We start from the raw sequence: 14,609 nt of genomic DNA, 5'->3' as shown, positions 1-14,609 counted from the left end.
TCTTCGGCCCGAGCGCTTGCTTGGTTGCGCCGTCCAGCTTAAATTGCCCGCGCAAGCCCGCGGTTTTAGCGGCGTGCGGCGTATTTGATTGATTCGACTGTAGGAGAGAACGGGTGGACGAGCAAAAAGCCCTGAGGGTGATGCGCGAATTGGTCGACAGCGGCCAATTGACCGACCCGGACAGCGCCCGCGGCAAACTGCTGCAAGTGGCGGCTCACCTGTTCCGCAACAAAGGTTACGAACGCACCACCGTGCGCGATCTGGCCGGCGCCGTGGGGATTCAGTCCGGCAGCATTTTCCATCACTTCAAAAGCAAGGACGAGATCCTGCGGGCGGTGATGGAAGAAACTATTCGCTATAACACTGCGTTGATGCGTGCAGCCTTGGCAGAAGCCGACAGTGTGCGCGAGCGGGTATTGGCGCTGATTCGTTGTGAATTGCAGTCGATCATGGGCGGCAGCGGCGAGGCCATGGCGGTATTGGTATATGAGTGGCGCTCGCTGTCCGCAGACGGGCAGGCGCAAGTGCTGGCGCTGCGCGACATTTATGAAGAACTCTGGCTTCAGGTGCTGGGCGAAGCCAAGCAGGCCGGTTTTATTCGCGGCGATGTGTTCATTACCCGCCGTTTTCTGACCGGGGCGTTGTCCTGGACCACCACCTGGTTTCGCGCAGGCGGCAGCATGAGCCTCGATCAATTGGCCGATGAGGCATTGATTCTGGTGCTGGAAGAAAAGCAGTAAGTTTGTTTTGAAACAGAAGAAAACTGGCTAAGTAGCCGAAACCGCCTAGCTTGAATGCATTGAGGCGTTTTTTTTGGGGAGTGGGTTGTTTTGATGTCTTCGCCAATTCGGACGGTTTCGCGGCTTTTGCTGGCGACGCTTGCGCTGTTATGCATGGTTCCGTCCCAGGCTGCACAGCTGGTTCGGGTCGGTGCCGCACATTTTCCCCCTTATACCGTGCGCCCGGAATCCGGTGCCGACACCGGTTTGCTGCCGCAGTTGGTCGAGGCACTCAATGCCTTGCAGAGCGACTATCAGTTTGTGTTGGTGCCGACTTCCATTCCCCGACGTTTCGGCGACTTCAAGCAAGGCCGGGTGGACATGGCGATTTTCGAGAACCCGGACTGGGGCTGGAAGGACATCCCGCACACCACCGTCGACATGGGGCTGGAAGACGCCGAGATTTTTGTCGCGCAACGCCAGCCCGATGGCCAGCCGGTTCGCCAGCAGAATTATTTTGCCGACCTCGCCGGCAAGCGCCTGGCGCTGTTCAGCGGCTATCACTATGAATTCGCCAACTTCAATGCCGATCCAAAATTCCTCGCGCAAAACTACGATGCAACGTTGACGTATTCCCACGACAGCAACCTGCTGATGGTGCTGCGTGGGCGTGCCGACGTTGCCCTGGTGACGCGCTCCTATCTGAGCGATTACCTGCTGCGTAACGAGAAAGTCGCCGATCAGCTGCTGGTGTCCCAGCGTATCGACCAGATCTATCACCACTACGCCATCCTCCGGCCGGCCGCACCGATCACTGGCGAGGCTTTCGGCAAATTGCTGCAAGGGTTGCGGGACAATGGCCAACTGCTGAAGATTTTCGATCCCTACAAGATCGCCGTGGTGCCGGTTCCGGGTACCTGAGATCTGTGTCTCAGCCTTGAAGGGCAGCCGCTGATTCAGCTGCACCTGACTCGAGAGCCCGCGCTGCAAGTTCAAGTAGAAGGCAGATTACAGGTCTTAGCGACGGGCAAAGGTATCCACACGACTCCCCGACACCTTGCGGCAGTGCCCCAATGCATCGCGAATCATGAAGTTCACCAGCGTCGGCGAGACGCCAAGCTCCTTGGCGATGTCTTTTTGCGGCACGCCGTGCAGGCGGTACATCTCGAAGGCGTAGCGGGTGCGGCTAGGCAGCTCGGTCAGCGCGTCGGCGATGTGTTCCAGCGTCGAGAAGTTGATGTGCGAGGTTTCCGGTGAAGCACCTTGAATCACCACGTTCAGGCCTTCCTCCTCAGATCCTGAATACTTCTGCTCCAGCGCCTGTTTGCGGTAGTGATCGATTGCCAGGTTGCGCACGATCTGGAACAGGTAGCTCATCTGAGCCTTGAACGAGGACGTGATCTGCGGCGCTGATTGCAGTCGGAAGAACGCATCCTGCACCACGTCTTCAGCACGCGATCGGCAGCCGGTAATGCGGGCGGCAATCTTGACCAGAATCAGTCGATTGTCGACGAATACTTGAAGTAGCGGTGAATCGCACCTGCTTGTGGACACTTGTTCCGTCATTGGAAATCACCTTGCTCCAAATAGGTTGGCGGGACGGCAAGCGGGGGCTGAGCCGTCCAACACGTCGAGCAACAAATTATTATTAATGATAATTATTGTCAAATGAGAATTAGAACTAATGCCCCTTTGAGGTGCAGAGTGAGAACTGCGACACGCTGGGTTAATCAAGTAGCGCCTGCGCACTGAAATGCCGGAGTACATGGTTCCGCTGCGATGGCGTCACCGAAATTTGCGCGGATTTGCGCGTTGACTGTCGCTTCGGACCGGCTCAGGCTGCCTGTGCTTTTTTGGGTGGATCGCAATTCACAAAGGAGACAGTCAATGCCCTTCGTTACGGTTGATGGACAACCCCTTCACTACACTGATCAAGGCACCGGCCCAGCCGTTCTGCTGGCCGGCAGTTACCTGTGGGACCAGGCCATGTGGGCGCCGCAGATTGCCGCCCTGTCCCAGCAATACCGGGTGATTGCTCTGGACCTCTGGGGCCATGGTGAATCCGGGCCGCTACCCCACGGCACGCAATCGCTGGATGACATTGCGCGCCAGGCACTGGCGTTGCTCGATCACCTGGACATCGACCGTGTCACGCTGGTCGGTCTGTCGGTCGGCGGCATGTGGGGCGTGCGTCTGGCGCTGTCGGCGTCGCAGCGGATCAATGGTCTGGTGCTGATGGACACCTACGTCGGCGTCGAGCCGGAACCGACTCGCCAATACTACTTCTCGCTGTTCAAACAGATCGAAGATACCGGCGTGATCGCACCGCAGCTGCTCGACATCGTCGTGCCGATCTTCTTCCGTCCGGGCATCGATCCGCAGTCGGCGCTGTACCAGGACTTCCGCGCCCAACTGGCCGCGCTGCCGCCGGAGCGTCTGCGCGAGAGCATCGTGCCGATGGGGCGGATTACGTTTGGGCGGGACGATTTGTTGCCGCGACTGGGCGAGTTGGATCCTGATACCACGCTGCTGATGTGCGGCGATCAAGACAAACCGCGGCCGCCATCGGAAACGAGGGAGATGGCCGGGTTGATCGGATGCCCGTATGTATTGGTGCCAGAGGCGGGGCATATCTCCAATTTGGAGAATCCGCAGTTTGTTACTAAGGCCTTGCTGGTGTTCCTGGCAGACAGGAGTTCGTGTGACACTTGATAAAAAGATTGTTAGAGCGCGGCCCGAACCTTCGGTGTGAGTAACTCGGTAGGCGTTACCGAAGGTTCAGGTGTGCTGGGACTATTTATAAAACAATGAGCTGGGTGAATGTAGCGTTACGGAAATGAGTTGTGCCAACGCCATTCAGTATGGTCAGTATTAATTCCCAGGCCTCGGAGTTTTTCTTCTACGTACTTTAAACATGCACCGCCATCCGGAATGTAATGCCCGGACGCGTCATTTACCAGTCCGATGACATCACGAATGCCTGAGCGGTCCTGAATATTATCCAGTCTGAATTCACCCGCACATATAACGGGTCTGCCACCGCCCAGTTGGCTGTGTCTTATATAATAGTTACGTGCTTCGTGCTTCCAAAGCTTATAGATAATCGAACCTTCGGGAGTGTACACCCAGGTGTAACTGTCATGGGAACCGTTGACGTTCAGGATTTCGGTCTGTCGACTTTTCAAACGTTCGCCCACCAGTTTTCCGTCAATCATTCCAACCAGCTGGCCTACACCATCGATTTTTGATGGATCATAAGTCCGCCACGACCGAAGGTCGCCGATCCACGGCAACCAGCGAACGGGGTAGGTCTGGGTGTTCACATCTATGGGGCGGTAGTCGGTGTTGACCCACTCGGACCACGATATTTGTCCGGCCCATATTTGCTGTAAGTTAACGGAGTGGTTGGAGAGCCATTGGTGGATTTTCTTAAAGGATGTATTGGTAAAAATACGGTTGGCGGTCAGTATCAGTGACTCCAGCTCCCAATCATCGCTGGCGATCGGATGCTCGACTGGAAGTTGATATAGTGAAATATTATTCAGTTCGCTGATATGAATACTTTGCTTGCCGAAGAGGCGGGGAATATCTATGTCGACAGTGATGGACTGGCCCGCTCTAGGGGCGTCGCAAAATAATTGCTTGTTTTCATGGTGACCCATGCTTATATAGATTTTGTCGTCGGTGCCCGCAAATGATTTGTTCTGGATGGTTGCCGATATGCTGAGCTCTGTAATGTCGGCGCTGCGCTCAAAGTTACGCATTTCGTCGGTGAGGAAGTTCATGTTTTAGTGTCCTTTCTGTATGTCGAGGTCCTTCGTTTTCAGAAAGGTAAATGATTGTTTTATTGATGTCTCGTCGGGAGTGCTACGGAATATTAAAGTTGCCGCAAAGATGATTCAGGGGAACTTATCCCCCTGCGTATGCGGTCAGCGGGCAGGGGGGGCTTGGCTATAAGTTGGGAATGTCAGGTGCGTGGCCCGAGAATTTGCACCAACTTATCCGGCGACGGCGCGCCTTGCTGTTGTTGCAGCTCGCCCTTGCCGTCCATGTAGAAAATCGCCGGGGTGGCCTGCAGCTCCAGGTCTTCCATCAACTGCATGTTCGCCGCCAGTTTCGCCTGAATCGCCGGGGGCACGTCCTTCAGGGCTTTCAGCGAGCTCTTCTTGCCTGACTTCTCATGGTCTTCCAGCGCTTTCTGCGGATCCTTGGCGGCCAGCAATGCAGCCGATTTCCCTGGACTGTCTTCGCGAATGATGCCGACCATGATGTGCCGCAGCTGCACCTTGCCCGCCTTGACCCATGGCCGCGCCTGCTCCCAGAACACGTTGCAATAAGGGCAGTTCGGATCGCTGAACAGGTACACGATCCGCGGTGCATCGTCCTTCCCGTCGGCGATCCAGTTGCTGGCTTCCATCTTGCCCCAGATTTCCTTGGCCATCGGTGCATAAACCAGCTTCTGCAACGGTGCGCTGCTCAGGTCGTTGCCGTCGGCATCGTACAGATTGCCGAGCAGCACGTGCTTGCCATCCGGGGTCAGGTACAACGCCATGCCCCGGTTCTGGTACTGCGCCGCATAACCGCGCAGGCCATCGGGCGCGTCGAATTGGCCGACGATTTTCGCGCCCTTGGCTTCGATTTTCTTGATCGCTTCGGGCAATTCTTCGGCGGCCTGCACTGAGGGTAAATGCAGCAGGGCAGCGCCCAGGGTCAACGTCAGCAGGTGGCGGAGGCGGGGCATGGCAATTTCCTTGAAGAGGTGGCCGGTACGGCAGGATTCGGGGTGTCGAAGTTTTCCAGGGCGCGGGCCAGGCTCGCTTCCGACAGCTCACCCAGATGGCTGCCCAACAGGCGACCTTCGGGGCTATAGAACAGCGTAGTCGGCAACGCCATGGAGCCGACGGCCTGACCCAATCGGCCACTGCCGTCGAACAGCACGTTGGAGAGGCTCAGGCCTTGGGTTTCCAGAAACGTACTGACACTTTGCATGCTTTCAGCCTGATTGACGAACAGGAACGTCAGGTCCGGGCGGTGTTGCTGGGCGTTTTCCAGTACCGGCATTTCCCGACGGCACGGCGGACACCAGGTGGCCCAGAGATTGATCACCAACGGGCCGCCCTGGTAATCGGCCAGTTGCACGGTTTCACCGGCGGCATTGCGCAGGGTGATTTCCGGCAGGCGCGTGCCTTGTTCGTAAATAGTCAGGGAGAAGGTCGCCAGCAACCAGAACGCCAGGCCACTGGCCACGCCAAAGCCCAACGGCCGGCGCAAGCCCGGGCGACGCCAGCCTCGATACAACGCCGCAAGTAGCAGCACGATCACACCGGGCCAGGCGAGGAAACCGCCGTCGCGCAGGTCGATGATCTGCCAGGGATCGTCGCGATAATGGGCCCAGTAAACGGCCACGAAACCGACCCGGGCAGCCACCAAGCCCAGCAGGAACAGGCTGAACAGCACCGACTCCGGATTCTCGCCGCCGCGTTTGGCCACCCGCCAGCCGACGAAAGTCGCCAGCGCCAGGGCGCTGATCAGCAGCAGGTGATTAAGCGCGATGGCAAAAGTGCCGAGAGTAAAAGTCAGCATTTAATGGGCGTCTCGGGTAGTGGTCCAGCGTTGCAGGAAGGTGCCGGCATCGACTTCACCGGTGATGCGCTGGCTCCGACGCTCGATGCCGTCGGCACCGATCCACAGCAGGCTCGGTGGCCCCGGCACTTTATAACGGCCGAGCAGTTCGCGGCTGGCGGCATTGTCGGCGGTGACGTCCAGCCGTAGCAAGCGCACATCGCTCAAGGCCTCCAGTACGTGGGCTTTGCCGAACACCTGTTTTTCCATGACCTTGCACGACACGCACCAGTCGGCGTAGTAGTCCAGCAAGACCCATTGGCCCTGAGCCTGTGCCGCATCGAGCTCCCGTTGCAGAGCTGTCGGGTCCTTGATCGTGGTGAATGCGTCATGGCCGACCGGATAGGCGGCGCTGCTCGAGTTCGAAGCGCTGTAGACCTGCAAAGGCTTCATCAAGTCGTCGCTGCCACCGGCGGCACCGATCATCAACAGGCTGCCCCACACACCCAACAAGAGTGAGCTGGCGCCGAACACATGAGCGACGCGACCGAAACCCTCCGATTGCTTCCAGGCGCTGTACGCGGCAATCAGCAGCAACCCACCGCACAAACCAATCCACAGTGATTCGTCCAGCACCGGGCGCAGCATCAGCAATGCGGTGGCGAGGAACAGGAAGCCGAACACACCCTTGAGCAGGTTCATCCACGCACCGGGTTTGGGCAGGAAGCGATTGCCGACGGTGACCAACAGCAGCAGCGGCACACCGATGCCGATGCCCATGGCGAACAGAATCAGCCCGCCATGCAGCGCATTGCCGCTTTGCGCGATGTAGAGCAAGGCGCCCGCCAGCGGGGCGGTCATGCACGGCCCCACCAGCAAACCGGACAAGGCGCCCAACACTCCGGCCCCGAACAGGCTGCCGCCACGCTGATTGCGCGAGACATTTTCCAGTCGATCACGCACGGCCACCGGCAGTTGCAACTCGAAGAAACCGAACATCGGCAATGCCAGCAACACAAACACCGCAGCGAAACTGCCCAGCAACCAAGGGTTTTGCAACAACGCCTGCAAATTTGCCCCGAGCATTGCCGCCAGCACGCCCATCGCCGCATACACCAGCGCCATGCTCACGACATAGCTGGTGGCCAAGGCGAAACCGCGTTTGGGTGTGGCGCCACTACCGACGATCAAACCCGCCAGAATCGGCAGCATCGGTAACGAGCAAGGCGTGAAGGCCAGCAACAGCCCCAGACCAAAGAACACCAGCAAGCTCCAGCCCAGCGCCCGTTGTTGCAGGCCGCTGGCCAGGGCTTGGTCCGGTGCTTCGTCTGTCGCAGCGATAGCGGAGGTACCGCCCAGATCCACGACCTGAGTGTGCGGCGGATAACACAAGCCAGCGTCGGCACAGCCCTGGAAGCCCACTTTGATTTGCCCGGTGGCACCGGCCGCAATCTTCAGTTCCAGACCCTGGCGATAGACCTGCTGTTCGCCGAAGAACTCATCGCTGTGCGCTTCGCCTTCAGGTAACGCGGGATGCTGCTCAGCGGGCAAGCCATCGAACTTCAGGCGTTTCTGATACAGGTAATAGCCGTCGGCGATCTGCCAATAGAGCTGGGTTTCGCCCGACTCAAGACGCTCGGACGTGAAGACGAACGCTTTTTCCACCGGCAAAAAATCAGGTTTGGTCTCGAACGGATTGGTCCCTGCCTGGGCCACGCCCGAGATCAAGAGAGCAAAAAACAAAAACAGTCGACGCATGGGTAAGCCTTATCCCTGTGCAAGTGAGGTGCACAATGGGAGGCGGCGATTAACCGATGATTAACCACAGTGGCCTTGTGGCAATGGCGCTTGCGGCATAATGTCCGCTTAATCGGCCTCCGGCCTACTCACCTTTTTTTCAACAGGTCTCACCATGCACGTACTGGTTTGCGAAGACGATGAGTTGATCGCCAGCGGCATTGTCGCCGGCCTCACCGCTCAGGGCCTGACGGTAGAGCATGTCGCCACTGCCTCGTCGGCCCGGGCGATGCTCAAGGTCGCCGAGTTCGATGTGATGGTGCTCGACCTCGGTCTGCCCGATGAAGATGGCCTGAAGCTGTTGCAGCAATTGCGTCACAGCGGTCTGGAAATCCCGGTGCTGATCCTCACCGCCCGGGATTCAGTCACCGACCGCGTCGACGGCTTGCAGGCCGGCGCCGACGATTACTTGCTCAAGCCTTTCGACCTGCGCGAACTCGCCGCGCGCCTGCATACCTTGCTGCGACGAGTGGCCGGACGCAGCGTCAACTTGATCGAACATGGTCGCCTGACTTACGACCCGAGCAGCCGCGAAACCATGCTTGGCGGCCAGCCGGTGGACCTTTCCCGTCGTGAGCAGTCGTTGTTGCAGGCCTTGCTGCATAATCGGGGCCGGGTGCTGTCCACCGAGCAACTCAAAGACAGCGTCTACGGTTTCAACGATGAACTGGAAAGCAACGCCCTCAACGTGCATATCCATCACCTGCGACGCAAACTCGGCAATGGCATTGTCGAGACAGTGCGCGGCCTGGGCTATCGCCTGGGGCCGGCTGATGGTGCAGAGGAATTGAAAAAGTGATGAGCCTGCGTTTGCGCCTGAGCCTGACACTCGGCGCCGCTTTTGCGCTGATCTGGGCCTTGGCGGCAGCCTGGATGCTCAGCGACCTGCGCAATCAGATGATGTTTTCCCTCGACCAGCGGTTGGTGGCCTCGGCACGAATGGTCGCCGGCCTGATGGAACAATTGCCGCCATTGCCGAGCAAGGGCGAGGGCACCCATTTCAGTGCTGAACAACTGAACCTCCCCGGTGGCATGGCCTGCCAGGTCAGTTCATTGCGTGGCGAAATCCTCGCCCGCAGTCACACCGATCCGCAACAAACCCTCGAAGCCGAGAAAATGGGCTTCCACGACCAGATGATCGACGGTGCACCGTGGCGCAGTTTCACCCTGGCCCGCGGCGACGTGCGCATCACCACCGCTGATCGGCAGATCGAACGTGAGGCGCTGAACATGTCGATCCTGCTGGCCGCTTCGGTGCCGGTGGGCGTGGCGTTGCTGGGCTGCCTATGCCTGCTCTGGCTGGGAATCGGCCAGGGGCTGGCGCCGCTCAATCGTATGCGTGACGCCTTGATGCGCCGTAGCGCCGATTCTCTCGAACCTTTGCAAATCCAGCCGCTGCCCAGCGAACTGCAACCGTTGCTGGACACCCAGAATCAGCTGTTCCAACGGATAGGCAAGACCATCGAACGCGAGCGCCGCCTGACCGGTGACGCCGCCCATGAATTGCGCAGCCCGCTGACAGCGATCAAGACCCACCTGCAAGTGGCGCGCATGACCGACGGCGCGGCCCGCGATCAATCCCTGGCCCGGGCCGAAGAGGGCGCCGACCGCCTGCACCGGACCCTTGAACAATTGCTGTTGCTGGCGCGGGTCGAGGGCAGTCTGTCGTTTGATGACGGCGTGCAATGTAGCGCCGAGCAGGTGGCGAAACTGGCAATTCAGGACGCCGCCAGCGGTGATCGTCAGCGGATCAAATTTCAGCTGCCGCCGAAAATCTCCCACGCCCCGGTGCAAATGCCCGCGGTGCTGTCGATTGCCGCGCTACGTAACCTGCTGGACAACGCGCTGCGGCATACCCCGGGCGACGGCGCGGTGGAACTGAGCCTGGAAACCACCGGCAATCGCGTGCAGTTCCTGGTTCGCGATCATGGGCCGGGCATTGCCGAAGACGATCTGCAGCATTTGACCCAACGCTTCTGGCGCAACGGCCAGAGCACCGGCTGCGGCCTGGGGCTGGCGATTGTCCAGGCGATTGTCCAGCGTTGCGGCTGTACGTTGCATTTCGACAGCCGGCCGGACGGGTTGCGAGTCGAACTGACCATGCCGTTGCAACCTATCTAACAAGCACAAAAATCCCCCTGTGGGAGCGAGCCTGCTCGCGAAAGCGATCTGTCAGTCACATCAATGCTGGATGTGCTGCCGCCTTCGCGAGCAGGCTCGCTCCCACATTAGCTTTGTGTTGCACACCAAATGTAACGTCTCTCCATTAGCCACCCACTCGCCGCAGCGCTATCGTCCCCGGCAGCAGCTTTGACTCAATGGATTGAGGTAACAGCGCCATGGATGCATCCCTTCACATTTGCAAGGCAACCCCCGCCGACGCCGGCATCATCAGCCGGATCGTCGAGCGCTCCATTCGCGTGGGTTGTGCGCTCGACCATCGCAACGATCCACTCATCGTTGCCACCTGGACCCACAACAAAACCATCGAACACGTGCAGCCCTGGCTCACCGACGAGCGGTTGTACCTGAACATCGCTCTGTTGCAGGACAAACCGGTCGGCGTCGCGATGGCTGCGATCAGCGGCAAAGTGGCGTTTTGTTACGTGCAACCGGAATGCTTTCGTCGTGGGGCCGGGCAAGCGCTGGTGCGCGACCTTGAGCGCTGGTTGACCGATCAGGGTTTGCATCAGGCACGACTCAACAGCACCCGCACCAGCGAAGCCTTTTACCGTCATCTGGGTTACCAGCCTTGCGCTGAAACCTTCGCCGTAGCCGGGCTCCACGCCATTCCCATGCACAAAGCACTGCCCCCCCTTCATAGAAAGGTCAGCGGGCTTTTTGGTTTTTGAACGTCAAAAGATCGTCCGAACACGGCCCGAGCCTTCGGACGATCTTTTGATCTCAGGCCGAAGGCTCGCCGCTCAACCTCTTGATCAGCAAATCCACATTCCCTTCCAGCTCGGCCACCGGATCCTCCGCATCCACACTCAACACCACCAACCGACTCCCTGCCTCGGCAATCACCGCTTTCACCGCCTCCGACGGCTGGCGATGGTGCAACACCACCGCCACCTCATTGTCCTTGAGTGTCGCGCCCAATTGCTTGAGCGCTTCAGGTGTCCACTCGGTATCCGGCCGCGCATCGAGGCCGATCAGCTCCAGGTTGAGGCCGCCAATCAGATAGCCAAAGTGATCGCTCAGGCTCATCACGCTGAGGTTGTCGGTACTGGCCAGCCGCGCTTCGCTGTCGGCGCTGAACTTGAGCAAACGCTGTTTGAGCGCCGCCAGGTTGGCCTCGATCTTCGGCTTGGCCTCGGGCGCCAGGCGCACCAGGTCCGCCGCCATCACGTCCGCCATCCGTCCCATGTTGTTGCTGGAAAACCACGGCTGACTGTTCAACCCATCGACCTTGTTGCCAGGCTGCACGGCGATGCCGGGCAGGGCGCCGTCCACCGGGCGCGCGGCGTCGACCTCGACGATGCGGATGTTGCTACGCCGGGAGATCGGGTAAAGCGGATCATCCGCCCACAGCGAACGCAGGCCAATCACCGCATCGGCGTCGATCGCCAGTTTGGCCAGCGCCGGAGCGCCACGTCCCGTGAAGTACGCGGTCTGACGGCTGCCGGGCAGGTTCGCCGGCGCGGCACGTTCGAGGTTGACGTCGGTGCCCTTGAGCAAGACTTCGCCCAGACCATAAGTGATCGGCAAGGACGCCAGCACGCGCAACGGTTTGGCGCTGTCAGTTGCAAAGCTTGTGTTGACCAGCCCGCACAGGGCTACGGCCAAGGTCAATTGGCGCAAAGTAAAAGACATTTATCCGAGATTCCCTTTCAGGCTGGGGACAACGCCACGGGCAATGGCGGCGAGAGCGAAGGCGATACCAGCCACCAGAATGATCGCGGCGCCGGACGGGATAGGCAGGTCGAAGACAATCGGCGCGAGAATCCCGCACAGCGTGCTGACCGTAGCGATCAGTACCGAACACCAGAAGAAGCCCTTCAGCGACTGACTCAGCAATCGCGCCGCTGCCGCCGGAATCACCAGCAGGGCACCGACCAGAATCGCGCCGATGACTTTCACCGCCGCCACGGTGATCAGGGTCACCAGAATCACAAACAGGTAATCCAGGGTCTTCACCGCCACGCCACGGACCGCCGCCAGTTGCGGATTGAAACTGGCCAGCATGATGCGGTTATACAGCGGCAAGGCCAGGGCCATGACCAGCGAACCGACGATGGCCAACACCAGCAGGTCATTGCCGTTGACGGTCAGCACCGAACCGAACAACACGTTTTCGAGGATGTGAACGTTGATCTTGCCCGCCAGAATCAGCAGCAGACTGGCACCCAGCGCCAATGACACGGAAAGGAACACGCCGATCAAGGTATCCGGCGCCAGACCCGTGCGGTTGCGCAGGTAGTTCAGCAAGATGCCGAACAACAAGCAGTAGCCGAACAGGCTGCCGTAAGGCCCGGTGTAGGGTTCGCCCAGCAAAATGCCGATGGCTACGCCGGTCAGCGCCGCGTGGCCCACCGCTTCGGAGAAAAACGCGAAGCGCTTGACCACCACCAGTGTCCCCAAACCGCCCAGCACCGGGCCGATCAGCAAGCCGGCAAGCAATGCATTGACCACGAATCCATAGGCCAGCGCCTCGGGTAGATAACCCGACGAGGCCCAACCCTGGACCATCAAACGAAAGGCTTCATAACTCATTGCACAGCGCTCCGTGGATGAGTGGAGAACAGGGTCAGCAGGCATTCCGGGGTCAGAGCCTGTTTCGGCGTGGCATCGAACAGCACCCGGCGATTGAGCCCGGTGACGCGATCCGCCAGACGACCCACAGCTTCCAGATCATGCTCGATCCACAGCACGGTGATGCCGCTCTGGCGCCAGTCACCGAGCAGCCGTACGAACACCTGAATGCCGGCCTCGTCGAGCGCCGACATCGGTTCATCCAAAACCAACAATTGCGGCACCGGAATCAATCCTTGAGCCAGCAATACCCGTTGCCGTTCACCACCCGACAACGCACCCATGCGCCGCTTGCGTTTGTCCTGCATGCCGACCCGTTCCAGGGCTTCGCCAATGGCGGCGGCGTAGTGTTTGCTCAAGCCGAGGAACGCCGGACGCCGCTGGCACATCGCAGCCATGAAATCATCGACGGTCATCGGCAACCCCCGATCGAATTCCAGGGCTTGGGGTACGTAACCGATGGTTCCCGGTGTGCCGGGCCATTGCAGGCTCAAGCGACCCTGATGCGGCATCTGCCCAAGCAAGGTCTTGATCAGCGAACTCTTGCCGCCACCGTTGGGGCCGACCAGCGCATGCACGCTGCCGGGCTGGACCTGGAAGGTCACGTTGTCGAGGATTGTCGTGCGCCCCAGCGTCAAACTGACCTGCGCAAAATCCAGCGTCGGCCCCGAACCCTGTAGGAGTGAGCCTGCTCGCGATTGCGGTGTGTCATTCAAGGATGATGGCGACTGACTGGACGCCTTCGCGAGCAAGTCGAATCGTCGCACCGCCGCTCCCACAGGGGATTCGGGATCAGTCAGGGAGGGGGTTTGTGCGGTGATGGTTTCTTTCGCGGTCATTTACCCGACTCCTGAATCGCCCTAACCACCGTGTCGAGGTTGCCGGTCATTTCCTTTTCGTACTTGTCGGCGGTGTATTCGCCATACGAAATGTGCGACAGCGGGTACAGCTTCACCCCGGATTCACGCTGGATGGTCTCGACGTAGGTGGACGGGAAATCCATCTCCGAAAAGATCACTTTCACGTCCAGTTCACGCAGTTGATCGATGGTCTTTTTCAGCTGGCTCGGGCTCGGTTCGATGCCGTGCGCCGGTTCGACCACAGCCGTCACTTCCAGGCCGAATTCGCGCAGCAAATAGTCATAAGCCGCGTGAACCGTGGCTACTCGCAGTTCGGCGTTCGGTGCCTGGGTCAGTTTCGCCAGGGCATCGGCGCGCATCTGCCGCAGGCGCTTGCCGTAGGCGCGGGCGTTCTGGGTGTAGGTCTTGGCGTTGGCCGGGTCGAGCTTGCCCAGTTCCCGGGCGATGTTGTTGACCTGGGCAATCGAGGCACTGATCGACAGGAAGGTGTGCGGGTTTACGACCTTGCCGGCACCGCGAGCGGCGGTGCCGGTGGCGGCCAGCAACGGCACGTTTTCGTTGGCTTCGATCACCGGGATTTTCGGGGTTTCGCTGGCGGCGATCATGCGGTCGGCGAAGTCGTCATGACCGACACCGTTGAGCACGACCACGTCCAGCCCGCTGATGCGCTTGATGTCTTCGGCGCGCGGCTCGTAGGCATGCGGGTTGAAACCGGCCGGAATCAGCGGTACCACCTCCGCCTTGTCACCGACGATGTTCGCCACGTAGCTGTAGTAAGGGTGCAGGGTGATGCCGATGCGCAGGCGCTTGGCTTCGTCGGCACTGGCCAGCGGAGTCAGCAGGCAAGCCAGTAAGCCGACCAATATCAGGCGCAAGAAACAACGTTGAGATGAAATAGGCATGGGAAAGCGGTCTT

The 14,609-nt window shown here is 59.6% G+C and carries 15 protein-coding genes; 6 read left to right on the top strand and 9 right to left on the bottom strand.

Annotation, left to right across the window (positions count from 1 at the left end):
- Positions 1 to 113: 113 nt before the first annotated feature.
- Both ACQ4OB_RS19245 and ACQ4OB_RS19240 read left to right on the top strand, forming a co-directional pair.
- Complete coding sequence (locus ACQ4OB_RS19245) at positions 114 to 740, top strand: TetR/AcrR family transcriptional regulator (protein WP_102614784.1); 627 nt, start codon at positions 114 to 116, stop codon at positions 738 to 740.
- Between the two features lie 93 nt (positions 741 to 833).
- Entirely contained in the window at positions 834 to 1,640 is an 807-nt protein-coding gene (locus ACQ4OB_RS19240; RefSeq protein WP_074878756.1) for a substrate-binding periplasmic protein, read from the top strand.
- A 96-nt stretch (positions 1,641 to 1,736) separates the two neighbouring features.
- Here the strand turns inward: ACQ4OB_RS19240 and ACQ4OB_RS19235 are convergent, their stop codons facing one another.
- Positions 1,737 to 2,285, bottom strand: a complete 549-nt coding sequence (locus ACQ4OB_RS19235; RefSeq protein ID WP_074878754.1) for an RNA polymerase factor sigma-70 — start codon at positions 2,283 to 2,285, stop codon at positions 1,737 to 1,739.
- A 321-nt stretch (positions 2,286 to 2,606) separates the two neighbouring features.
- On the opposite strand from ACQ4OB_RS19235, the gene ACQ4OB_RS19230 reads away from it, so the two are divergent.
- Positions 2,607 to 3,431, top strand: coding sequence for an alpha/beta fold hydrolase (locus ACQ4OB_RS19230; RefSeq protein ID WP_074878751.1), 825 nt, complete (start codon positions 2,607 to 2,609; stop codon positions 3,429 to 3,431).
- 116 nt (positions 3,432 to 3,547) lie between these two features.
- On the opposite strand, the gene ACQ4OB_RS19225 is transcribed toward ACQ4OB_RS19230, so the two are convergent.
- The 4 genes from ACQ4OB_RS19225 to dsbD all read right to left on the bottom strand — a co-directional run bounded on the left by ACQ4OB_RS19225 (position 3,548) and on the right by dsbD (position 8,039).
- The gene (locus tag ACQ4OB_RS19225; protein ID WP_430956266.1) at positions 3,548 to 4,504 is read right to left on the bottom strand and encodes a hypothetical protein; all 957 of its coding nucleotides are present in this window, start codon (positions 4,502 to 4,504) and stop codon (positions 3,548 to 3,550) included.
- A gap of 182 nt (positions 4,505 to 4,686) precedes the next feature.
- Complete coding sequence (dsbG, locus tag ACQ4OB_RS19220; protein ID WP_074878746.1) at positions 4,687 to 5,460, bottom strand: thiol:disulfide interchange protein DsbG; 774 nt, start codon at positions 5,458 to 5,460, stop codon at positions 4,687 to 4,689.
- Positions 5,436 to 6,302, bottom strand: a complete 867-nt coding sequence (locus tag ACQ4OB_RS19215; protein ID WP_430956265.1) for a prolipoprotein diacylglyceryl transferase family protein — start codon at positions 6,300 to 6,302, stop codon at positions 5,436 to 5,438. Before ACQ4OB_RS19215 ends, dsbG begins: the two co-directional genes overlap by 25 nt.
- Complete coding sequence (gene dsbD, locus ACQ4OB_RS19210) at positions 6,303 to 8,039, bottom strand: protein-disulfide reductase DsbD (RefSeq protein ID WP_430956264.1); 1,737 nt, start codon at positions 8,037 to 8,039, stop codon at positions 6,303 to 6,305.
- Between the two features lie 154 nt (positions 8,040 to 8,193).
- On the opposite strand from dsbD, the gene ACQ4OB_RS19205 reads away from it, so the two are divergent.
- The 3 genes from ACQ4OB_RS19205 (at position 8,194) to ACQ4OB_RS19195 (ending at position 10,930) form a co-directional block, all read left to right on the top strand.
- Positions 8,194 to 8,877 (top strand): response regulator, encoded by a 684-nt coding sequence (locus ACQ4OB_RS19205; protein WP_074878741.1) that lies wholly within the window; start codon positions 8,194 to 8,196, stop codon positions 8,875 to 8,877.
- Positions 8,874 to 10,199: an ATP-binding protein gene (locus ACQ4OB_RS19200; protein WP_074878738.1), complete on the top strand. Its 1,326-nt coding sequence runs from the start codon at positions 8,874 to 8,876 to the stop codon at positions 10,197 to 10,199. Before ACQ4OB_RS19205 ends, ACQ4OB_RS19200 begins: the two co-directional genes overlap by 4 nt.
- A 218-nt stretch (positions 10,200 to 10,417) precedes the next feature.
- Positions 10,418 to 10,930 carry a GNAT family N-acetyltransferase gene (locus ACQ4OB_RS19195; protein ID WP_430956263.1) on the top strand — a complete coding sequence of 171 codons (513 nt, stop codon included), beginning with the start codon at positions 10,418 to 10,420 and terminating at the stop codon, positions 10,928 to 10,930.
- 52 nt (positions 10,931 to 10,982) lie between these two features.
- On the opposite strand, the gene ACQ4OB_RS19190 is transcribed toward ACQ4OB_RS19195, so the two are convergent.
- Genes ACQ4OB_RS19190 through ACQ4OB_RS19175 form a run of 4 tightly spaced genes read right to left on the bottom strand, consistent with a single transcriptional unit; the run spans position 10,983 to position 14,595 of the window.
- A complete protein-coding gene (locus ACQ4OB_RS19190) occupies positions 10,983 to 11,894 on the bottom strand; it encodes a metal ABC transporter substrate-binding protein (RefSeq protein ID WP_430956262.1) in 912 nt (303 codons plus the stop codon).
- Positions 11,895 to 12,794, bottom strand: coding sequence for a metal ABC transporter permease (locus ACQ4OB_RS19185; RefSeq protein WP_003226663.1), 900 nt, complete (start codon positions 12,792 to 12,794; stop codon positions 11,895 to 11,897). It lies immediately after the preceding gene.
- The gene (locus ACQ4OB_RS19180) at positions 12,791 to 13,672 is read right to left on the bottom strand and encodes a metal ABC transporter ATP-binding protein (protein WP_430956261.1); all 882 of its coding nucleotides are present in this window, start codon (positions 13,670 to 13,672) and stop codon (positions 12,791 to 12,793) included. The genes ACQ4OB_RS19185 and ACQ4OB_RS19180 overlap by 4 nt, the downstream gene beginning before the upstream one ends.
- Positions 13,669 to 14,595, bottom strand: coding sequence for a metal ABC transporter substrate-binding protein (locus ACQ4OB_RS19175; RefSeq protein ID WP_430956260.1), 927 nt, complete (start codon positions 14,593 to 14,595; stop codon positions 13,669 to 13,671). Before ACQ4OB_RS19175 ends, ACQ4OB_RS19180 begins: the two co-directional genes overlap by 4 nt.
- Between the last annotated feature and the right edge of the window lie 14 nt (positions 14,596 to 14,609).

The organism is Pseudomonas sp. ES4 (assembly GCF_050586665.1).
Lineage (GTDB): Bacteria > Pseudomonadota > Gammaproteobacteria > Pseudomonadales > Pseudomonadaceae > Aquipseudomonas > Aquipseudomonas frederiksbergensis.
This window is presented reverse-complemented; position numbering and strand designations above follow the sequence as displayed.